Origin of the sequence: Lysinibacillus sp. NPDC058147 (assembly GCF_042884205.1) — a bacterium.
Taxonomy (GTDB): Bacteria; Bacillota; Bacilli; order Bacillales_A; family Planococcaceae; genus Lysinibacillus.
Window position 1 is genome coordinate 449,023 of record NZ_JBHVUJ010000002.1, and the last position, 21,896, is coordinate 470,918.

Annotated in this window: 23 protein-coding genes and 2 pseudogenes; 7 read left to right on the top strand and 18 right to left on the bottom strand. The window is 32.9% G+C overall.

The genetic code is table 11. The features are described from left to right. Nucleotides 1-57: 57 nt before the first annotated feature. From ACFVT8_RS07535 to fabZ, 10 genes and pseudogenes are all read right to left on the bottom strand, one after another. On the bottom strand, nt 58-792 hold the full coding sequence (locus tag ACFVT8_RS07535; RefSeq protein ID WP_387082995.1) for a peptidoglycan recognition protein family protein: 735 nt from the start codon (nt 790-792) through the stop codon (nt 58-60). Nucleotides 793-1,004: 212 nt separating this feature from the next. Then, a pseudogene (locus ACFVT8_RS07540) lies at nt 1,005-1,730 on the bottom strand (GNAT family N-acetyltransferase). 192 nt (nt 1,731-1,922) lie between these two features. Beyond that, complete coding sequence (locus ACFVT8_RS07545) at nt 1,923-2,672, bottom strand: polysaccharide deacetylase family protein (protein WP_387082996.1); 750 nt, start codon at nt 2,670-2,672, stop codon at nt 1,923-1,925. Nucleotides 2,673-3,183: 511 nt separating this feature from the next. Next, nucleotides 3,184-3,402: a hypothetical protein gene (locus ACFVT8_RS07550; RefSeq protein WP_387082998.1), complete on the bottom strand. Its 219-nt coding sequence runs from the start codon at nt 3,400-3,402 to the stop codon at nt 3,184-3,186. A gap of 34 nt (nt 3,403-3,436) precedes the next feature. Further along, nucleotides 3,437-3,910 carry a hydroxymyristoyl-ACP dehydratase gene (locus ACFVT8_RS07555; protein ID WP_387083000.1) on the bottom strand — a complete coding sequence of 158 codons (474 nt, stop codon included), beginning with the start codon at nt 3,908-3,910 and terminating at the stop codon, nt 3,437-3,439. Between the two features lie 195 nt (nt 3,911-4,105). Beyond that, complete coding sequence (locus ACFVT8_RS07560; protein ID WP_387083001.1) at nt 4,106-5,026, bottom strand: D-alanyl-D-alanine carboxypeptidase family protein; 921 nt, start codon at nt 5,024-5,026, stop codon at nt 4,106-4,108. A gap of 88 nt (nt 5,027-5,114) precedes the next feature. Further along, entirely contained in the window at nt 5,115-6,206 is a 1,092-nt protein-coding gene (gene vanS / locus ACFVT8_RS07565; protein ID WP_387083381.1) for a vancomycin resistance histidine kinase VanS, read from the bottom strand. Between the two features lie 25 nt (nt 6,207-6,231). After that, nucleotides 6,232-6,927, bottom strand: a complete 696-nt coding sequence (vanR, locus tag ACFVT8_RS07570; protein WP_387083003.1) for a VanR-ABDEGLN family response regulator transcription factor — start codon at nt 6,925-6,927, stop codon at nt 6,232-6,234. A 214-nt stretch (nt 6,928-7,141) separates the two neighbouring features. After that, nucleotides 7,142-7,903, bottom strand: a complete 762-nt coding sequence (locus ACFVT8_RS07575) for a glycosyltransferase (protein WP_387083004.1) — start codon at nt 7,901-7,903, stop codon at nt 7,142-7,144. 526 nt (nt 7,904-8,429) lie between these two features. Further along, nucleotides 8,430-8,855 carry a 3-hydroxyacyl-ACP dehydratase FabZ gene (gene fabZ / locus ACFVT8_RS07580; protein ID WP_387083005.1) on the bottom strand — a complete coding sequence of 142 codons (426 nt, stop codon included), beginning with the start codon at nt 8,853-8,855 and terminating at the stop codon, nt 8,430-8,432. A gap of 331 nt (nt 8,856-9,186) precedes the next feature. On the opposite strand from fabZ, the gene ACFVT8_RS07585 reads away from it, so the two are divergent. Continuing rightward, nucleotides 9,187-9,807, top strand: coding sequence for a LysE family translocator (locus tag ACFVT8_RS07585; protein WP_387083006.1), 621 nt, complete (start codon nt 9,187-9,189; stop codon nt 9,805-9,807). A 43-nt stretch (nt 9,808-9,850) separates the two neighbouring features. Here the strand turns inward: ACFVT8_RS07585 and ACFVT8_RS07590 are convergent, their stop codons facing one another. Then, complete coding sequence (locus ACFVT8_RS07590) at nt 9,851-10,393, bottom strand: GNAT family N-acetyltransferase (RefSeq protein WP_387083008.1); 543 nt, start codon at nt 10,391-10,393, stop codon at nt 9,851-9,853. A gap of 164 nt (nt 10,394-10,557) precedes the next feature. Between ACFVT8_RS07590 and ACFVT8_RS07595 the strand changes: the two genes are divergently transcribed. Then, the gene (locus ACFVT8_RS07595; RefSeq protein ID WP_387083010.1) at nt 10,558-11,898 is read left to right on the top strand and encodes an NAD(P)/FAD-dependent oxidoreductase; all 1,341 of its coding nucleotides are present in this window, start codon (nt 10,558-10,560) and stop codon (nt 11,896-11,898) included. Nucleotides 11,899-12,015: 117 nt separating this feature from the next. Here ACFVT8_RS07595 and ACFVT8_RS07600 read toward each other — a convergent pair whose 3' ends face one another. Beyond that, a complete protein-coding gene (locus ACFVT8_RS07600; protein ID WP_387083012.1) occupies nt 12,016-12,438 on the bottom strand; it encodes a VOC family protein in 423 nt (140 codons plus the stop codon). A gap of 325 nt (nt 12,439-12,763) precedes the next feature. On the opposite strand from ACFVT8_RS07600, the gene ACFVT8_RS07605 reads away from it, so the two are divergent. Then, on the top strand, nt 12,764-13,387 hold the full coding sequence (locus ACFVT8_RS07605; protein ID WP_387083013.1) for a YitT family protein: 624 nt from the start codon (nt 12,764-12,766) through the stop codon (nt 13,385-13,387). A 448-nt stretch (nt 13,388-13,835) separates the two neighbouring features. Here the strand turns inward: ACFVT8_RS07605 and ACFVT8_RS07610 are convergent, their stop codons facing one another. Further along, nucleotides 13,836-14,006: a hypothetical protein gene (locus ACFVT8_RS07610; RefSeq protein ID WP_387083014.1), complete on the bottom strand. Its 171-nt coding sequence runs from the start codon at nt 14,004-14,006 to the stop codon at nt 13,836-13,838. Nucleotides 14,007-14,175: 169 nt separating this feature from the next. Between ACFVT8_RS07610 and ACFVT8_RS07615 the strand changes: the two genes are divergently transcribed. Continuing rightward, nucleotides 14,176-14,637 (top strand): GNAT family N-acetyltransferase, encoded by a 462-nt coding sequence (locus ACFVT8_RS07615; RefSeq protein ID WP_387083015.1) that lies wholly within the window; start codon nt 14,176-14,178, stop codon nt 14,635-14,637. Between the two features lie 74 nt (nt 14,638-14,711). On the opposite strand, the gene ACFVT8_RS07620 is transcribed toward ACFVT8_RS07615, so the two are convergent. Together ACFVT8_RS07620 and ACFVT8_RS07625 are read right to left on the bottom strand one after the other, a co-directional pair. Further along, nucleotides 14,712-15,062 (bottom strand): YkgJ family cysteine cluster protein, encoded by a 351-nt coding sequence (locus ACFVT8_RS07620; protein ID WP_387083382.1) that lies wholly within the window; start codon nt 15,060-15,062, stop codon nt 14,712-14,714. A 229-nt stretch (nt 15,063-15,291) separates the two neighbouring features. After that, nucleotides 15,292-15,696 (bottom strand): annotated as a pseudogene (locus ACFVT8_RS07625) (MBL fold metallo-hydrolase); the annotation flags it as partial. A gap of 21 nt (nt 15,697-15,717) precedes the next feature. Between ACFVT8_RS07625 and ACFVT8_RS07630 the strand changes: the two are divergent. Both ACFVT8_RS07630 and ACFVT8_RS07635 read left to right on the top strand, forming a co-directional pair. Beyond that, nucleotides 15,718-16,068 carry an Lrp/AsnC family transcriptional regulator gene (locus ACFVT8_RS07630; protein ID WP_387083016.1) on the top strand — a complete coding sequence of 117 codons (351 nt, stop codon included), beginning with the start codon at nt 15,718-15,720 and terminating at the stop codon, nt 16,066-16,068. A gap of 197 nt (nt 16,069-16,265) precedes the next feature. Beyond that, nucleotides 16,266-16,445, top strand: coding sequence for a hypothetical protein (locus ACFVT8_RS07635; protein WP_387083017.1), 180 nt, complete (start codon nt 16,266-16,268; stop codon nt 16,443-16,445). 294 nt (nt 16,446-16,739) lie between these two features. Here the strand turns inward: ACFVT8_RS07635 and ACFVT8_RS07640 are convergent, their stop codons facing one another. Both ACFVT8_RS07640 and ACFVT8_RS07645 read right to left on the bottom strand, forming a co-directional pair. Next, nucleotides 16,740-16,931, bottom strand: a complete 192-nt coding sequence (locus ACFVT8_RS07640) for an NUDIX domain-containing protein (protein ID WP_387083383.1) — start codon at nt 16,929-16,931, stop codon at nt 16,740-16,742. Nucleotides 16,932-17,213: 282 nt separating this feature from the next. Next, nucleotides 17,214-20,306, bottom strand: a complete 3,093-nt coding sequence (locus ACFVT8_RS07645) for an ATP-binding protein (protein ID WP_387083018.1) — start codon at nt 20,304-20,306, stop codon at nt 17,214-17,216. Nucleotides 20,307-20,723: 417 nt separating this feature from the next. On the opposite strand from ACFVT8_RS07645, the gene ACFVT8_RS07650 reads away from it, so the two are divergent. Further along, on the top strand, nt 20,724-20,828 hold the full coding sequence (locus ACFVT8_RS07650; protein ID WP_387083019.1) for a YjcZ family sporulation protein: 105 nt from the start codon (nt 20,724-20,726) through the stop codon (nt 20,826-20,828). A 237-nt stretch (nt 20,829-21,065) separates the two neighbouring features. On the opposite strand, the gene ACFVT8_RS07655 is transcribed toward ACFVT8_RS07650, so the two are convergent. Continuing rightward, a complete protein-coding gene (locus ACFVT8_RS07655; RefSeq protein ID WP_387083020.1) occupies nt 21,066-21,593 on the bottom strand; it encodes a GNAT family N-acetyltransferase in 528 nt (175 codons plus the stop codon). Nucleotides 21,594-21,896: the final 303 nt, after the last annotated feature.

A 21,896-nucleotide genomic window follows, 5' to 3' on the forward strand; every position in this document is an offset into this window, starting at 1 on the left:
CGTTTCCTCGAAGCAGTCAACTAATATCCTCATAGAATATTAAAATTACATATTCTCTTATGCATCTTTAATATACGTAACTTGCGCCAATTTAGCATTTTTTATTTTCATCTCTGCATTTTTTGCTGCAATGATCCCTGTAAAAGTCCCTGTTTTAATACGATAATTAGCACCATCCTGTTCAATGTAAACAAGCCAGCCGAATGTTGTCTTCATCACCTGTGCTGCACTTTCTGCTGCATTAAAGGTACTATATGTTCCCGTTAAAATTCGATATTTTTGCGTTTCTACTGGAGGTACTTGGATATCCCCTGCCTTTTTTACCATGTCGATAAATTGTAACCAAGGTACTTTCCCAGCCCGAATATTACGAGGGCAATTTTTCCCACTAAAATAATTGTGTTGAACAATATTTTGAATTGTTATATTTTCATCTTTCATAATTTTTGCGATAAGACTCGCCGCATTTTGCACAGCTTTTAAATAATCTCCATCACTATTAACGCAAATTTCAACTTGAATCCCTTGACTATTACCAACATACGTCCCTGTTCCCCAGCACTCCCAAAAATGTTCAAATGATTGTACAGCTTCCTTATCATCTACTTCCCAATGCCAGCTAGCTTCCCTGCTGTTGCCATTGATCTGTAAACGGGCATGGGCGTCAGCATCAGCACCAATGTTCGTATTGTCGGTTTCATGAACGACAATATACTTTTTGGCATTATTTTTACCATTTGTTATATTGATTGCTTGTGCGGTTGATACTAGTTTTTGGCGAATTGTTACCATAGGTTTCCCCCCTTTCTTTTTGTCTTAATGTAAAAAGCGGGATGATTGAACTTTAATCATTCTATCTTAACTTTTGTAGTTCAAAGATAGATAATAAGTTCACTCTATATTATGAACCTTTTGTAACTTCTACTATGTTTTTATAAGCATTAATAACCACATATTCGCACTTGAAATTCACAAATATTTTTGAGTTAAAGCTGAGCAGTTTTTTAATTAAGTTCACTTAATTTTTTTATAACAGAATGTACTGTTAGCCTATGAAAAGTAAGAAACTGTCCCTTATAAATGACAGAAAAAACACCGTACGGAGTTGGTGACATTGCCATCAACTCTTCTCTACCTTTAAGATTAATAATTTCAACTGGTATATTTAATTTATTTGCACCAGCTATAATATTTTCTGTTGCAATATCAACATATGGACATTGGAACGAACGTAAAATCGTTAAAGTGTTAAATTTTTTTAATCTGTCGTCCCAATCATTCGGAAAATATGGATGTTCTTCTTCGTTGCTCAATTGATAGACAATCATATGGGGCAGTGTCGATAAGTTGAAAATCGTTTTTCAAAAAAATTTCTTTACTTGGCGCCCAAGACGTTTTTGAATTAGAAACAACAACGACATCTTTTTTGGCTTGCTTTTTGGCATCTTCTATACATTTATTGATTTATCTAGTACCGTAACCTTTCCCAACTTCACTCACCCATAAACAATGAATCACTAAATAACCATCAGCATGAACAACTCTCGAGGAATATTCCGCTTCTGTATATTCAATAAATCCTACTTGTTTTTTATTGTCGATTACTTGCACATATTTCAAGCCTTCTTCAAATCTATTGTTCAGTCATTTATTCTTATTTAAATATCCGTTTGATTTCTTCTTACTCCTAAGACAAAAGCCCCCAATAGTTCATTTTTCATTTCAACCATTTCAACTTTACACAATGCCAATCCCCCCTGTTTTATTATTATTGATTCTGAACGTAACGAATAGCTCCAAATGAAATACATTATAGAAAATAAAAAACCAGGCTATTTGCATATTAGCCTGGTCTTCACATAGAAAATATTTTTTTGTTATTCTTTAACTTCTGAGTTACACCACAAAGAATTAAAAAAACATTACGGATTATTATTTTTTTTGCCTTTTTCACTCTGCACTTCGAGTAATTCAGAAACTGTGACAAATCGATATCCTTGACTTTGAAGTTCAGGTATTATTTTTTCCATTGCTTGCACAGTTTGATGACGATTTCCGCCTCCATCATGAAAAAGAACGATATTTCCTTCTTTGACACCGTTTAACACAGTGTTAACAATTCTATTCGTACCTGGGCTTTTCCAATCTAATGTATCTAAATGCCATGACCACATAACAACTTTATACCCTTCTTTAGCAATCGCTTCAATCATTGCATCTGAATACTGTCCTTCAACAGGGCGAAATAAATTAGGCTTAAATCCTGTGATATTCTGAATGGTATCGTTTGTTTGATTGATCTCCTTTAGCAAATTCGGAACATTCGTCCTTAGGGGATGAGTAAATGTATGGTTTGCTAATTCATGGCCTTCCTTATACATTCTCGCTATTACCTCAGGATTTTTTTGTGCATTTTGACCAACAATAAAGAAAGTTGCTTTTGCATTATATTTGTCTAAAAGATCTAAAATCTGAGACGTGTACTTTTTATGTGGACCGTCATCAAAGGTAATAGCAACAATTTTTTCATCCGTTTTAATCTCCCAAACGATTTGTCCTGCTTCTTCATAATACTTTCTTCCTTTATGTTCATATTTTTCTGCGCCGACTTTTACATAAAAAAAGGAGACAGTTAATAGGCAAATGGGCAATAAAAACAGGAACTTTTTCAAATCTTCACTTCCTCAAATAAAATATTTAGTACCTTATTATTTGAGGAATGTTAAAAAAAATGCTCTTTTTTGATTTTTTGTTGCAGAATGTACTTTAGTGATAGCAACTAAGGTTTACAGTTATTTCGGGATTACTTTTATCACCGATTGATTTACGATTCATGTTACTTACTATTCAAAATTGCTTATTCTTTTATCAATTATGCCTCTGATAATTGCGTCACTGAGTTCCTCTATTTCAACGAATGTCTTTTGTAATGTTCGGACACTCACTGATAAGAAGTTAAAATCTGCTTTTTCAAATGATGTTCCATATGTTCAAGGTAGTCTTGGATAAGCCACTGTAAAGTCATTAGTTGATTATTTTCAAAGCCACATTGAATAACAAGCTTTTCATTGGGGATATTTTTAATAACATATATAATTTTATTTTTTTATTTAAGCTCACCCATAGATTCATGACTTCATCAAAAGGTAATTCTTGATACCCTTGAATTTTCACCCAATGCACTTAGTCATACGGAGTTAATACTAACGGTTCCTTTTCGTATTGTATTTTAATAAACCTTTCCAGATTATTAATGGCGGAGTCACATAAATGGCCTAATATCTCTTTTTTTGACCATTTTTGAGGCGCTGGTCGTTGTGAAATCTCTATTTCAGACATTTGACGAAACTCATCTGGTACTTTATTTATCCAAAAATGTAATTGATCTATAATACTTTGCACATTTTTCACATCCTAGGGGGATATTTGAAATTTGTTATTTATAAAAACTTAAATAATAGTCAATTAATTTAATGACTTCGTAAATTTTTTTATATTCTTTTTCTATTTTATAGGAAATAAACAATATAGCTACATTAAAACTTAAAACAGCAAGAGCAACTATTTGGACAAGTGAGATCCCAATCATCAGCTTAGTATTGATGGCTGCGGCAATTATTGTAATCAATGATAAGATTACACCACACAATGTAATATAAATTGGCTTAGATCTAATGATTTCATTTGCCTGCAATTTCAAAACATCTAATAAATATCGAATTTCTTTCAATTTATATTGTTGATCAAAAATCACAAAATATGACATATAAACATCGTTAGTTATATTTTCATTCAATATATTTTTATGAATTTTTCTCACTAAACGATCACAAAAATCTTTATCTAATGCTTTTTCAGGTATGAATAGTTCCTCTTTATTTTCAAAAACATTTGCGCCGGGATGCTTCAAACCCCTCATCCTCTCATACTTGTTTACCTGATTTAATGACCTTATTAAGAGTAGAAAACTCGTTTATAGTCAAAACATAGTCACCCAAATTTTTCAGATATTTTAATTATATGAAGGGATGGAAAGGTTGTATGTTATTTTAGGCAAAAATTTTATTGTAAGTTTAGTAACAGCGGGAAACATACATAAAGTTCCTTAGTAAAGTTGTCGATACACAGCTACTGCATCTGTAATATTGAATTGCTCTGTTCGTGAGTCACCTTTAGCACCTACTGTTACTAAAATATACTCCTCGCCATTAATCGTTGCTAGACTTGCTAAACATAAGCCTGCTTGCTCTGTGTAGCCAGTTTTGCCTCCAATTATTTCACTTCTCGATTTTTCACTAGCATTCAAACTCTTAAACATTCTACTCGTCATCGTCATCCCCTCTGGATGGAGATTCGTAGACTTTATTGAATATCTTTCAGCCGTATAAATATCCCTAAAGGTGTTATTTGTTAAAGCATATTGTAAAAGTATCGAAATATCTTTCACAGTCGTATAATGATCAGGATGATGGAGTCCAGTTGCATTCATAAAATGTGTGTTTTTCATCCCTAGCTGTTTAGCTTTTTCGTTCATTAACTTCACAAATTTACTCTCTGACCCAGTAATATAATCAGCTAAGCCAATAGAAGCATCCGCACCTGAAGGTAGCATTGAACCATAAAGTAAATCCTCTGCTGTTACCTCCTCATTAGGAAGAAAGCCTGCCATAGAAGCATTTTCTTCATATAAATTCTTGAATATACTTTTAGGAAGTAAAATCTTTTCCTGTAAACTTGGGATATTTTCAATTGCAACTAAAACCGTCATGATTTTCGTCAAAGAAGCAGGATAAATAATTTCATCGCTTCCTTTGTCTAATAAGATCTTATTTGTGTCTAAATTCACTAATATAGCATTTGAGCTATGTAAATTCACATCAAGATTTTCATCACTTTTCTTTGGCATTTCTAGCTGAGGATCATCAACTATTTCTAGCTTCGAATGAACTGGATCTTTTATATACATGTACGCCAGGAAAACAATAATCAGTAATATAAGGCTATAAAACCCTTTTCTTTTAAACATAAAAACAACTCCTTCTCTCTATGCCTCTATTGAAACATAAAAGAAGGAGCCTTTTTTTAATAATCTATTATAGAATTCTTAAGGTTTCTTAAGAAAGTGTTGGAAGCATAACAGTGAAAACTGTTTTTTCATCATTACTTGAAGCTGTTATCGTTCCTCCATGAGCATGGACTATTTCATTGGCAATTGCAAGACCAAGTCCCGCCCCACCTGATTGGGTCGATCTGGCAGAGTCTAAACGATAGAATTTTTCAAAAATCATCTTTAATTTTTGTGGCGGAATTGTTTTCCCTTTATTTGTAAACGAAATGAATATCTGGTCATTTTGATGGTGTGCGCTAATATGAATTATACTGTTTTCATCACTATATGCTATGGCATTTTTCAAAATATTATTAAAGACCCTCGCTAATTTGTTGGCATCTGCAAAAACTTTTATTTCTCCCTCGATATTCACATTTGCCTGTTGTCCTTTAAGGTCCAATAAGGGATAAAATTCATCTGCTAATTGCATTAACATATAATTTAAATTAATGGATTCTTTATCTAAAATAATGGACTGTAAGTTAAATCTAGTGATTTCAAAAAATTCATTAATCAACTGTTCTAGCCTATTTGATTTTTCCAGTGAAATCTTCACATATTTTTCTTTTTGTTCAACAGGCATATCCTTTGCCTCATCCAACAGACTTAAGTAACCAATCATAGAAGTCAGCGGTGTTTTAATATCATGGGCTAAGTAAACAACGAGATCATTTTTGCGCTGCTCAGCCTCCTGAGCATCCTTTGCCCGTTTTTCTAATTTATTTTTTGCATCATTTAATTTTTTCTCCATAAAATCTAATTCAGAAGGAAGACTTATTTCCTGATCTGATTCCTCTGAAAGCATATTAACACCTATGGCAATTTGGTTAAAATACTTCGTAAACTGAGAAAGTGCAAAATAAAAAATTACTAATAGCAAAATAATTAAGCCTACCGCTAACCAGAGTGACTTATTTTGTTGAAATAAAATTCCATAGGCTCTCTGTGCCGAATAATAGTCAAGCTGTAGCACGTTTTCACAAAACCGAATAAACCAATCAGCGAAAGGGGCTTGTAAGACGCCATCAATAAACACATAGCTTATGAAATAGCCAACCAACAATGCTATTACTAAAATCAGCAAAATTCGAAGCATTATAGTTCTTTTTAGTTTTCCAAAATCATTTTTCAATAGTATACCCCACTCCCCAGACAGTTTTTATGAATCTCGGGTTCTCTGCGGAATCTTTCATCTTTTCTCGTAAATGCCTAATGTGAACCATTACCGTATTGTTATTGCTATAATATTTCTCGCCCCATACTTCTTGAAATAATTCTTCAGAAGAAACGACACGCCCTCGATTTACACATAAAAACCACAAAATGGAGAACTCTGTAGGAGTAAGAAACAGTTGTTTTTCGTTTAACATACATTTTCGGGTCTTTTGCTCTAAAATTAAGCCTGAAAAATCAATAATCGGATCATTTTGTAATGTCCCCTGATGATTGTACTTTGTAGATCTGCGAATTTGAGCCTTAACCCTTGCAATAACCTCCAATGGACGGAATGGCTTTGTTATGTAGTCATCAGCCCCTAATGTAAGCCCCGTTATTTTATCTATTTCTTCTTCTTTCGCTGTTAACATAATTACCGGAAAATGATACTGTTCCCGAATTCTTCGGCAAATTTCAAAGCCATCGATATCAGGCATCATTACATCAAGAATAGCAAGATCCAATTTGATCGAGTGTATACACGTTAATGCTTCCTGAGCATCATAAAATTTATAAACATTAAAATTTTCATTTTTTAAATAAAGCTCTATTAAATCCGCAATTTCCTTTTCGTCATCTACTACTAGTATATTTATTTCCATGCTCATAACCACCCTTGTTCAAAACCTTGATTTAACAATATTTTTACAGGTTCTACTAATCACCCAACATCATATCATTCCGTTAAACTTACTGTCATGCAAAGTCTTATTATTTAAGAAAATCTAAATAATTACCCATAAAAAAACCACTCGTTTTTACAACGAAGTGGTCTAAAGAATTATTATGCCTAAAATACACCATTAGGTAGTTTCATTATCTTGCTTGATCATCATAATAGGCTTCATTAGCAGCCTTTTCATTAGTGCCCTTTAAATAAGCTAAAATCACATCTGGTCGTTTCAGTAACATCCAGTCTCCATAATGGTCAAATCGTCTACACGAAGTAATCATTCCATTTTTAATCGTGCCGTATTTTTTACCATGCTTCTTGCCCCATTGTTTTAAACGCTTAGCAAAATCAGCATCTTCTGCCATTAGCATCTTCTCGTTAAAACCGTTTATCGCCTGAAAGTCCTTTTTATAGCACCAAAAGATCCCTACAGAGATAAAACCATACTTAAACAGTATGGGAACAATTAGTAACATGGTAGAAACTACTATACCAAAGGACATTCTTTCAAAATTACCGTTCACGCCTCCTCCAATGAATTGATTGGAAGCTAAATGCTTTTCAACCTCTGATAGCATGTGTTCTGTCATTCGAGTATCAGCATCAATTGTAACGAGAATATCGCCTTTCGCTAACGCAGCTCCAGCATTTCTAATTTTGGATAAATTTTTATCGTTATTTTCCAATGTCACACAATTGTAGGACTGTGCAATTTCTTTCGTTTTATCCGTACAACGATTTAGCACAACAATAACTTCTACTTGATCTTTATAAGGTTGTGCAGACTTTGCAATTGACTCTAGACACCCACCAATATAATTTTCTTCGTTATGAGCAGGTATTATAATAGAAAATTTCACATCTCCATCAGGAACATCTTTTATAAATGGTGTGCTTTCCGACATATAAAATCTCCCCTTAATAAGTAGTCTCGTTATTTTAATTTAAGTATACATGTAAACGCTTACCTTAATTATTTTATTTTTGGATTTTTATGTCTATTCTGTAACAACATTTACACTGTAGTAAGATGAATTAAGTCCCACTATTCACATTTAAATTTTTGGACAAAAAAATAGAGTTGATTTGTGATTATCAACTCTTTCATCTTATTTGATTTAGGATTTTTATTCATTAGAACTTCTTTTATTTAATCTGCTTGAAATGAAAACCGCCGTTGAGAAAATAAATATTCCTGTACATAACCACATCGTAATTCCATTCCATTGACCGTTGAATATTGTAATATTTGTAAGGATAATAAATTGCATGACACAAGTTGCTATATAGTGCTAAGGGATAGTTCACGAAATCGCCTCCATTTCGAAGTCATCCATTTATTATATTATTCAACAAATACTTTAAAAATCCTATACACAAAGAACAAGAGTACTACAATGTTTTTTTGCAGTACTCTTAAATCAAATGGTCTTAGCTTCCAAATGCAAAAATAAGCTCTGTCTCACAAGCTATTTCTCCGTCAACTGTTGCTATACCACGGCCTTTACCAATGGCACCCTTTAAGCGTGTAATTTCCACTTCAAGACGCAGTTGATCACCAGGTTTAACTTGTTTTTTAAAGCGACAATTATCAATACCTGCCAGCAATCCAAGTCTCCCTTGATTACCTTCTTTTGTGAGCATAATAATTGCGCTTACTTGAGCTAATGCTTCAACGATTAACACACCTGGCATCACTGGATAATTAGGAAAATGTCCATTAAAAAATTCTTCGTTTATCGTTACATTTTTAATAGCAACCGCTCTTTTCCCCTCTTCTAATTCCAATACTCTATCCACTAATAGAAAAGGATAACGATGTAGTAAAACTTCTTGTATTTGTTGAATATCTAGCATTTAAATAACCTCCAAAAATATTATAACCTAATTCTATCATTAATTATTAGTAGTTGGTACTATTTTTATGTTTGAATTACGAAACCACATCCCCTTAGATGTGGATTGAATTAATATTGGAGTTTATTACTATAATTTAATAATATATATCGTTATACAAATATCACCGAAATATTTTCTGATTTTTAGAAATAGTTATTTTCACTCCTTTTCAGTATTTCATTATCGACAGGCATATAGGAGATAGCATATAATATTTTTTGCATTCATTAAGTGAATTTTATTATTCTCTTAAATGAATGTTTAGTTTATTAGAATAGGATGGGTAAATATGTTATCTTTTATTGCAATAGTTCTTCTTTTATTTTTAATTCCTGGTCCTGCTGTTATCATTACCATTACACAAACGCTGAAAGGTGGTAAAAAAAATGGTATTTTTACTGCACTAGGCATTGGACTTGGCGACTTAGTTCATACTTCAGCAGCTGTCTTAGGTTTATCAGCAATTTTAATGAAATCAGCCACTGCGTTTGAAGTAGTAAAATATATTGGTGTTGCATACCTTGTCTATTTAGGTATTCAAATGCTATTAACAAAACCGCAAAAAATAGAAAAACCAACTGTAGAACAAAGTCCAGCAAGTACTTCGTTCCGACAAGGTTTTTTAGCGGAAATTTTAAATCCAAAAACAGCATTATTTTTCTTGGCGTTTTTACCACAGTTTGTTCAACATAATGGCCAATCAATCACTGTTCAATTATTGATTTTAGGCATTACTTTTGTTGTGATGAGTGCTTTATATACTATTTTATTAGCTATTATTACAAGTTTTATTGGCGAAAAAATCTTTACGAAGACTTCAAACAATGGTTCACGTTTACTTGAAAAGGCTGTTGGTTTCGTTTATATCGGTCTAGGCGTTAAATTAGCACTTCAAACTCAAAGTAAATAATATATAATTTCTTAGGAGAACACGATAAAAACGTGTTCTCCTTTTATATTTCAAGAACAAGTCCCATTTCTACTCTTACTTCCCTTCTTTCAATATCTTTATTTGAATAACTCAATAGGTCACATCCAATAAGTTGAAACCCATGCTTTTTGTAAAATTGAATGGCAGGATAATTAGAAGTTTGTGTTTCTAAAACGATCGCCCTCACCCCTATTTCCGCCGCTCGCTTTTTGACCAAAGCCATGAATTTACTTCCAATTCCTTTATGTTGATGAGATTGATCAATATGAATATCATTAATTCTTAACACATTATGCCACTTTTCATGGCTGAAGCTAACAATGCCCGCTTCTTTGCCATTTAACTCTGCTATATAGCATTCAATATCCTCTATATGATCTTCGAAAATTTCTCCTTCTAAATACTTGTGAAACGGGGTGTCGAGATGTTTTAACGTAAATTCAATTGCCCATCCATTTTCTTGTTCTTTATAGGAAACATCATAATAATTATCAGAGCTGTATTGATAGATTATTTTTTTACCGTTAGGAAAGTGTTCTTTGTATATCCTTTTTATTTGAAACAATTTTAATCATCCTTTTCATAGTTCTTTAGATAATCTTAATGAACTTGGATATAACTGTAAACAAGTAAGAACTTATACGCCTAAAAAATTTTTTAGTTTTGTATAGACAATCCCCATATTATAAAATACTCTTATTATTCATTAATTAAAGAAGGTGTAACTAGATGTATGATATTACAATTATCGGTTCAGGTGTAAGTAGTGTTTTTTTAGCATATACCTTATCTCAAAGTAATCAGAAAATATTAATTCTTGAAAAGGGAAAATCAATAGAAGAGAGAAATTGTCCTTTAGATCGAGGAGAAACATGCAATTGTAATACATGTGAGAAATATTTTGGTTTTGCTGGTTTGGGTAAATCAGAAGGAAAGTTTAATTATTCAACTGAATTTGGCGGTGAGTTGGAGCAAAAAGTAGGCAGAGAGAATCTTCAACAATTAATGGATGAAGTTGACGAAATATTATGCCGTTTCGGTGGAGACTCTGTTATCAAATATTCCACAACTAATACAGAACTCTCAAAAAGAGCCCAATTATGTAACTTACATATGTTAACTACTGAGGTGAGACACCTAGGTACGTCACTTTCAACGGAAATTTTCCAACAAATTTATAAAGTTTTATCAAGCCAGATAGATATTCAATTTGAGGTAGATGTACAAGATATAATAAAAGATAATGATTCTTTTACTTTAATTACGAATAAAGGTACTATCCGGTCTCAGCAAGTAGTGTTCGCAACAGGCCGATCAGGAACAGATTGGTTAAATAATCAATGTGCTAGTCTTGGAGTTAAGCAAGGCAAAACTCGTTTAGATTTGGGTATTAGAGTTGAAATGGCAGAACAACAGTTACGTTCAATTTTGGAGGATACCTTTGAAACAAAACTTGCTTATGCACATGAAGATATCATTTCAACGACTTATTGCATGAACCCTAAAGGAAGAATCATTCGTAAATATCAAGAAGGTTTAGTTATGCCAGATGGTCAAAACTTTCGAGAGCAAGAGAATGGAACTTCTAACTTGAATTTTACTTTGTTCACTCCAACGTATTTTTCTACTCTTGAAGAGGCAAATACGTATGCGCATAAGGTTATCGGCGAAATAAATAAAGGGACAGATCGTATAGTAGTACAACGTTATGGAGATTTAAGGAAGGGACAGTCTACAACAAAAGAAAATATGTATAATAATAGAATTCAGCCTTCGTTAAAAGCTGACTTTGGGGATTTAACTAAAGAAATTCCATTACTATATATTCAAATCTTGCAGGGATTTTTAAACCATTTGGAAAAATTTATTGGTGAAGCCATTGATGAGGATACATTGCTTTATGGTATGGACGGAAAGTTTTATTCACCAACAATAGAAACTGATGAAAATTTCCAAACAAATATTCAAGGATTGTATGCAATTGGAGATTGTTCAGGAGTTACACATTCTTTATCACAAGCAGCAGCTAGTGGTATTTCCGTAGGTAAATATTTAGTTAGAAGTTGTTAGTTTTAAGGAATTTATTGCTTTTTGCAAATCAAAAAATTTGTTAAATACGATTTCAAATATTCAAAAACCCTTCAGATAAAACAATTCTGAAGGGTTTTATATTATTAAGGTTTTAGTTTATTTTACTCGTTGAAACATAGGATGACCTTCTTCAAATTGAATTAAATCCCATAAGTTTCCGTATAAATCTTTGAATACAGCAACAATACCATATGATTGTTCTTTTGGTTCTCTAACGAATTCAATTCCTTTTTCTATCATTTCATTATAGTCTCTCCAAAAGTCATCTGTCCCAAGGAATAGAAAAACTCTTCCTCCAGCTTGATTCCCAATAAAAGATGTTTGTTCTGGTTTTGAAGCCCTTGCAAGTAATATTGTAGTTCCAGACGAACCAGGTGGGGATACTACTACCCATCGTTTATCTTGTTCTGGTTGATACGTATCTTCAATTAACGTAAAATGAAGTTTTTTTGTGTAAAACTCAATAGCTTCATCATAATCTTGAACAACCAAAGCAATATGTACAACAGATTGTATCATTTTATTAACCCTTCTTTCTTTGATAAGCAAAAAGCCTTATACCCTATTTATTATGATGTTTATCTTTGTAAATCATTTCCGATATATCAACAATATCAGAAATGATTTGTTTTATAAATTTATTATTGTTTTTTATTGCACTAAACTCCCCTGTTAAAAAAAGGAGATGTAACAGCCTAATGATCTTCAAGTCACCCTAAGACCATTTTCTAATCATAAATAATTTTAATTATAACTATCACTAATCTATATTTCACTTAATGATTGAACTAATATAAAGTAAAGCAAAAGAGAAATACTGTGAAATACAAGGAGATGTAGTAGTTTGTCGCAACATTTATTTAAAATTATCATTCTTGCAATTGCTTCTGCAATTCAAGGAGTAGCTATGTCTATTTTCTTATTCCCTCATTACATCCCATCCGGTGGTGCTGCCGGAATAGGTGTTTTATTAAATTACGTGTGGGATGTGCCATATGCAACGAGCATTTGGATATTAAATGCAGTGATGGTAATCGCAGCCTTCAAGTGGCTCGGAACAAGCAACGCAGTGTGGACGATGTTTTGTGTCGGCTCAGCTGCATTCACTATCCATTTAATTTCTCCTCACATTCATCATCCTATTGGAAATGTATGGATCGATTTACTAATTGGAGCCTTTTTATTCGGTTTTAGCGTGGGTATATTATTTAAAATGGGGGCTTCTTCAGGAGGAATGGATATTTTAGCTCTTATTATATCATCTTTTATAAAGCGACCTCCCGGAGGCATATTATTTTGGATTAATAGTTTGATATTACTTGTTGCAGGTGTCGTGATCGATTGGAAAGTTATCATGTATGCCCTGATTTGCCAATGGTTTGGAACAAGGCTGATTGATATCATTGGAAAGGGAAACTTTTCTATACCTGTACTAAAGAAATATTCTGGTGCAAAAACTTTGAGATAATTGGCAAGTAATCTCTAAATCTTGGACATACTTATACTATTATAAAAACTGATACCCAGTTGGATAGTTAATGGCGTAGCTCTGGAATAAAGTTTGATTAAATTAACTTAATAAACCTTAATAAAAGAGCAAATAGATAAGCGTGTTTTGAAAAAAATTTGATCAAAACACGCTTTTTTACTGAATTGAAAACTGACTGTCTATTCCTCTAAACTGCTCTGTTAGCAGCATAAAAAAGCTGACTTAATGACAGCCATTAATCTTAGTATTACATAATCCATTATTTTGAATATCTTCATACCATTCCAGTGCTTTTAGTTCTCTATCTTTAACAAAATAATCTTTACCTTTTATGTACGATTGTTCCCCTATTTGTGCGGTTTTTATGTACAAGCTCATAGACCATTAGCCAAACAAAAGTCTATAAGCTTGATGATACCTATTTTATTTATTGTTTTGGTGTATTTGCGGTAAGTGGATTACTGTTTGCTACTAATTGTACTGGTGTCGTACCTTGCTGAGCAGACTGTGTCACTTGTTGTGCATCGTTCATCCCAAAGCGTTTCATTACACCAAAGAGTGCTGCTGCACCTATAATTCCCCATGCTAAAAATCTCACTGATGAAAGCCTCCTTTCTCTATATATTTTAAAACAGATTTAGTATTGGGAATCCCATACGGTTTATACTGTGTTAGCAAAGCGAGTTTTTATTAAATTTACATATTATTTATAAAATCACCAAAATATAGTAAAATGAAATGGTATGAAATTCGAATGGAGGTAGAGCATGAAAATAAAAATTGCAACTTTCGAAGAAATCCCACAAATAGAAATATTATATGAAGATCTGTTTTTAGAGATGTCAAAACTACAACCTACATACATTGCACCAGCAAGACAGGATGTAGCGTTTCTTCAAAACATAATTTCTGAAGAAAAATCAGACATTTTTGTTGCTGAATTAGATAACAACATCGCCGGTTTTTTACTAATTCAAGAATTAGCTACTCCCCCATATTCTTGTATCGTTCAACATAATTATGCATATATTATGGATGTAATTGTTGGAGGCCAATACCAGAGTAAAGGCATTGGCTCACTATTGCTACGAGAGGCAAAGAAATGGGCAGAGGAACGTAATTTAGATTACTTGGAGTTAAGTGTCTTAGCAGAAAATATTGGCGCTATTAACTTGTATGACAGACATGGATTTAATGAAACGAGCCGTACTATGCGATTAGAACTTTAAAGTATGTATGATATTAGAGCCTGCATTAAAAAAAGCAGGCTCTTTTTAATAGGTCGAATGTATAACCGCTAAACTCAATTAATAAAATCTTTCCACGTAAAATCAATACTTAAAATACCAATTGGAAGCTCGTTAGCTATATAGTTTTTTCCAACGGACACTGTTGGCTTGCGGAAACACACAAGATTTTTATAATGACCGAAGGCTCGGCAAATAGACGGACGTGCCGAATGAATTCCACACCGATCATTTATTTCGTCATAAAAAATACAGGTTCCATAAAGACTTTGTTGATTTTTTAAATCTAGGCTCATTTTTTTAGGCATTGCTTTGATTTTCTTTTTTATTTTCTTTAACTCTTGTTCTGTAATTGGAACTGGCCCACAACACATTCCTCTGCAACCTTTACAAGGTAAATCTTCCATCAAACAATCATCTCCTAGAAAAAGCAAGTGTATAATTCGTTTTTTGATTTTGATTCTCTAGTTCAATACCTCAATTAAGGCAAAAAAAAATAGAACTCTCCTGGCCAGGAGAATCCTATTTTACACTCAAAAATAATATTTGTAAATTATAGCATAAATAAATTATTTTGTCAATTAAAACACTTAAACAAAATCACCATTGTAAAAAATGACTTATATCATTTCTATTTTAATAAATGTATTCTTCACCATCTTCCGGCACGAATACTTGAGTTGTGATTCCTCTTTCATTAATAAAGTTTCTTAATTCTTCTCTTGATAACGTCCAATGATTGATCGCTTCCATATGACTCACGATAATTTTTGCGTTAGGAGCAGCTTTGTGAACTTCATAAATATCATCTCTCCCCATTATGAGAGAGCCTCCTTCTAAAAATTGATTGTCTCCCCCATTAACGACAATAATTTCAGGATGATTTTTTTCGAGTACTTCTTGAACCTCTTCATACCATACAGTATCGCCAGCGATATATAATTTTTCCTCATTCGGATGGTAAAAGACAACACCACATACTTGACCAGTTAATTTTAAAATTTCTCCCCTGCCGTGTTGTCCTTTTGTTTTGATGAGCTTTCTAAAAATAGCCGTATTACGATGAAGGAATTGGGTGAGAAGGTTCATTTGACAGACCAAGCTGCGTCATCGAGGGTGGCGAGACTTGAAGATAATGGGATTATTGAAAGCTATACTATTCATGTGAATCATAGAAAATTAGGAAGCAACATCCATGCTTTTATTAATATTTATACAAAAAGTCCGCACCATGAACCTTTTCTATCATTTATAAAAACGCAGCAACAATATATTGTTAATAACTTCAAAATCAGTGGAGATAGTTGTTATCTTCTTGAATGCAGATTCCCATCAAACGAAGTATTAGATCAATTTTTAGTCGATTTAAATAAACATGCAAACTATAAACTGTCTATTGTCATTAGTAAATAGTGAGATATCAGGCACTCTCCATGAATTGCCTGGTATCCTTCAAGTTCTTTCAATTTTCCACTTTTACTTAAAAGCTACCAAATAAATAACTTCCAATTTTTCATTCTTTGTTACAAAAGCAAAATTTAATTTCCGTTATATTCTACGTGTAATTGCGCAATCTAAACTGTAACTAAACAATAACGGAGGTTATAGCAATGAAGAAATTCTTATATATCGGAGCAATGGCAGCATTCCTACTAACTGCTTGTTCTTCTCATGACGAAGCTCCAGCTAGTGAACAAGCAGAAGCAAAAGAACAAACCGTTAATGCTGAGACAAAAGAAAATCTTGAGAAAAGTTTTCTTTATGAATCGGAAGAATCGTCTGCAAAGTGATTAAAGAGAACAGATAACTAATTTTGGTTATCTGTTCTTTATAGTGTAATTTCCAAATATCGTTTATAACCGCGATACGTCATGGTTAAACGTTTTTAGCCTTCTAAATCAGTCTTATCATGTGAAATTTGATCAATCATATGCGTAACTTATGCTCATTTGATGACTGTTCTAAACTTTATAACTGTAATAATGCTTCAGTAACTGCCCAGCTTTGGTGTACGTGGAACAAGCATTCAATTGCTTGCTTTGGTTCCATCCATTTTAAAAAGTGGTCAACTTCAGTTGGTTTACTTATTTGTAATATTTATATTCTTTTGTAGAATAAAAACATCTCTGGGCACACCCTATAAAATGACCTATTTCAACATCCATTCGCATTTCTTCAAGGGCTTCTCTTTTTAAACACTCTTCGTGTGTTTCATTTTTTTCAATTCCACCACCAGGAAGAAAAAATTTTCCATCATTTGTTTGAATAATCGCTATTTTTTCTTTCTAACTATTGAACATTACACAATAAACAGCAGGTCTCCATTTGTAATTTTTGCCTTCTACTTTTTCACCGAATGTGATAATTATTAATCCACCTCTGTCTCTTATTCGCTTAATTTGTTTTATCTTTCCTTATTAAACTAAATTGCTTCGATAATTAAAGAAAAAAATCCTGCAAAAACAGGACTTTAATCAAACAAACTTTTCCTTAATTTAGAAACGGCACCCCTTTTTTAAATAGAGGTGCCGCTGAATATGAATGTTCTTATTTTTCCATCAATTTTTTTCTTTCTTTTTAAGAACAACAAACGATATTGCTGTTCCTTGGTTTGGCATACTTGTGATGCGAAGTCCTTCACCGTAATGTTGTTTTAAGCGAAGATCTGTATTTAGCAATCCAATTCCAGTAGATGTTTTCGATTTTCTTTCAAGTAAACGTTCCATTGTCGCGTCATCGATTCCATTACCATCATCCGACACAATAATCTCAATGTATGTGTCGTAATCTACAATGCGAAGATGAATATTCCCGCCATTTTCACGAGGCAAAATACCATGTTTTAATGCATTTTCAATTAATGGCTGGATGGTCAGTGATGGTATCATGACATCTGTAGATACTTCCACATCCCACGTTACATTGATCCGCTCCCCAAAACGCTCTTTATGAATATATAAATAGGATCGAACAAGATTTAACTCGTCCTCAATTGGAACAAGTTCATCAATATTTTGGAATTTAAATGATTCCCTTAAAAAATCACTTAGAGCTTCAAGTAGCTTACTAGTACGCTCGATATCAATTTCACTTAGCGTGATAATGGCATTTAATGTATTGAATAGAAAATGTGGCTGTATTTGAGCCTGCAGCCAAGCCGCCTCCATTCGAAGCCTTTCTTGTGCAGATTGTTTAACATCGGTTAGTGCTTTTACTCTTGATCTTAACTCTAGAGCGTCCACAGGTTTTGTGACGTAATCATTAGCACCAGATAAAAATCCATTATTAATGTCTTGAGGCTGACTTCTTGCAGTAAGAAGTAACACGGGAAGTTCTGTTATTGAAAATTGCTGACGAATTGTACGTACTAATTCGTAGCCAGACATATTTGGCATCATGACGTCTGAAATGATCAAATCCCACTCTTGGGACATTAGTATTTCGAGTGCTTTACTACCACTTGTAACCGTTACTAAGTCGTACTTTTCTGTTGAAAGTAATGTTTCGATAACTCTTAAGTTAATTGGATCATCATCGACAACTAAAACTCGAGGGCGATTTGCTTCAAAAATCGAATGATTTTCTCCCTGATCATCGAAAGGGTTTATAGAAGTCTCTACTGTTGATCCTTCCTTCTCACTTGATAGCATTGCTACATTTTCTGTATCCTTTTCTTCATCATCTAAAGTAGATATTGGTAAGGTAAAAGTAAATTCAGAACCTTTCCCTACAATTGAATTTGCCTGTAATGTTCCCCCATGTAGTTCAACTAATCGTTTACAAATACTAAGTCCTAGCCCAAATCCGCCTTCAATCATTGCCTTACTAAGGGTACCCTGCTCATAAGGTTCAAATATACGTTGAATGGTGTCCGCATCTATACCAATACCAGTATCCGAAATGACTATTTCCGCCATACCATTTTTCACATGACCTGATATTGTCACTTCGCCTTCGTTCGTGTATTTCACCGCATTATGAAGAAGATTAAAAACAATTTGAATAACTCTATTTTCATCCGCAACTACTTTTGGAAAATTTTCTGGGATTTGATTAATTAGCTGAATTTGCTTTCCTTCTTTCATAACGTAGAGCATATCTAATACACCCGATACAATTGAGTGAATCGAAAAAGTATTAAGGTTTAATTTGGAGTTATTATCTTTTAAGCTCATAACATCTAATAAATCATTTAACATTAATGACATACGACGTCCTACAGAGAGTACTGTTTCTAAATCCTTAACACTTTTGTCACTAAGTACACGTTCTTCTCTTTCCAAAACAGCTTTTGAAATGTTAAGGATCCCATGAAGTGGATTTCTTAATTCATGAGACGTATTGGCGAGGAATTCATCCTTTAACTTATCAGTCTTTTGGAGCTTACTAGCAAGTTCTTTCGTTTCCGAATGGACTTTAGCATATCCTTTAAACCATAAGATAGCTAAACTAGCCACTGTTATAACAAGATCAAATGGATACATGATTACTTTGATTCCAAAAATGAGAAGTAGGCCATCCCAAATAAGATTATTACCAAATGCTAAAATGGCAAAAAGTAAAAAAATATTACTTTTAATCTCTTTAATAGATTTTCGTATTACTGTTAGATTCGTTATAACAATCGAGATCCCTAAAATCAAAATGTAAATGCCTTGATTGATTACTATATAGCGAGTAGGCAGTACAATGGTCAACAATAATGCTATACCACAGAAAATACTAAACAAGCAAATATATTTTCTCACATGTTGAGGTAACCAATATTTTATGCATTGAAGCAGCGAAAAGCCTATGCCGACCATAGAAAGATGAACTAATTTAAATGCCCAATCATAGTTAATCGGGAACCAATATGATAATAATTTGTCATCGCTTCCTAAAAGGTAATATATCATAGTGCTAAACGATAAAAGAGAAAAGTAAAGTAATCTTCTTTCTTCCATGTTTCCAACGAAAAATAAAATAATGGAATAGATAGCATGTAATAAAAAAACCACTGCTACTAGTTGTTGCATATTGATCGACAACTGAGTTTCCCGATTTAATATATCTTCTTTTCCAAATTTAATGGAGCGAACAATTCCACCGTCACGAGGGTCCTTATAGTTAGAAGCTTGAACAATAATTTCGATTTCTTTGTGACCATTTGCTTCAAAAGAAGCGGTATATGGAACATTCTTGGCAACTGTTTTTTCTTCTTTCTCTCCTATTACACCGGATTTTGCTAACCGCCTACCATTTACATATACTTCTGAGGAACTTCGAACACTCGGAACTCGAATACTGTAAGTTATATTGTCCTCTGGATTGACGAGTAATTTTAAGCGATACGAACCGTAACCATAAGGGCTTTTCTCTTCCTCTTGTAAAGATGAACTCCACCCTTTAGGAACCTGTATGTATTTAGCACTCTTCGTGGATTCTAAATGCTTTTCTTCACTAATCAACCAATTATAAGGATAGAACTCCCATTCTCCATCTAAGGTAATAGCATGACCATCATTAAAATCCCAATTTCTTAAATCAATTTGACCTTTTACGGCATGCGGTTGATCTGTATTATTAAATACCGCCAGCCATAAAATTCGTGAGCCTGTCAAAAAGATAATAAACAAGCTAATGATGAGAACAATTTTTCTCTTTTTCATTAAAAATAATTGTCAAAAGGTAGTTTGTGTTTTCTGTTTTTAACACAAGTTCCTTAGGCCAAACTACACCTCCTACGATATAATATCCTATCATGGTTACAATTACTTTTAAATCTAATTTTTAATCTAAAACCCAAATTTTACAATATTGCAATATTTAAGTTTTTAAAGGTATACTTTTAAAAATTTGAAATTTGGCTCATCATCAAAAGTTAAATTACTTGAAATACTTAACTTAGTATTTGTTGTACTAGCAAATGTAAAGATATTTTATACTTTTACTTCCTTATTTCGGGGTCGCTACTATCAGAGAGTTCTTTTCATTTTTATTGCAATATTTATTTTATAAGTTAGATGATTACCTTTCTCCTTTTAACAGCTTTACATATTATAGATTGTAGAAAGGAGGGAAGTAGTATGAGTTATTCAGGTAATGGTTACGGCTCAGGGTCAGCTTTTGCCCTAATTGTAGTACTATTCATTCTTTTGATTATTGTCGGAGCTACTTTCATTAGGTACTAAAAAACGTCACCGCTAACATCTCTGTGCTCATATTTTCACTAGAGTATTACTAACTTACCCCCCATACCTTCTAAATTAATACGTAAGGGTCACTTTCCTCCAGTGACCCTTTTTATTTTTGTTTTCTAATATATGATTTCCAGCTAGACAACTAAAAGAACATTTGATCAAAAAAGGCCAGGTTCTCAATTATTTGAGACCTGGACCTGCTGTGTTTATTTAACTCTGAATAAATCTTTAGCGTTTAATTAGTGAAAAAATATTAGTATCATACGGAACACCGCTTTGATGCATATAATTTTTTAATACACCTTCTTTTTCAAAACCTAACTTTGTTAATAGCTTGTTTGAAGCTTCATTTTCGGTAAAAACAATTGCTCCTATACGCATTAAATCCATCTCTTGAAAGCCAAATGAAATTACTCTATTAACGGCCTCTTTTGCATATCCTTTTCCCCAGTTCTCAGGGAAAAGCGCGTAGCTAATGTCCGCTCTTTTATGCTCAGTGGACCACTCTTGAAAACCAATAGTACCGATAATACATTCTTGCTCTTTTAAGGCGATTCCCCATTTTATACCACGTTTTTCATCATAATTCTTAGAAAAATTTTTAATTATTTGTTTAACCTGCTCTATACTTGTTAATGGATTTTGCCCATAATGGCGTAATACATCAGCATTTGAAAAGCAATTTAAAATATCTTGGGCGTCATGTTCAGTAAGTTCTCTTAACACTAATCGTTCAGTATCTAAAATAGGAAACATCTTCTTCACTCCACATCCAAATAATTGATATGTTTGATTCTATCTTAAAAGAATAAGATTTGCATTACTAATTTTTATATTCGGTGGCTGAAGCTTCATTATCATGATTTCATTTCTCTTTTGGCAATTTAAATTATAAGAAGTCATTTTTTAGAAATTGAAAAAGAACTTGCACTCATTTAAGTGAGTTCGGCGTTTAGACGGTATATTGGGAATGTAATGGTCTTTTCCAATCCACTTTTAACGAATTGTCATGACCAACTTACCGCTGAATCAATTTATTAATAATTCAGGGTTAAATCC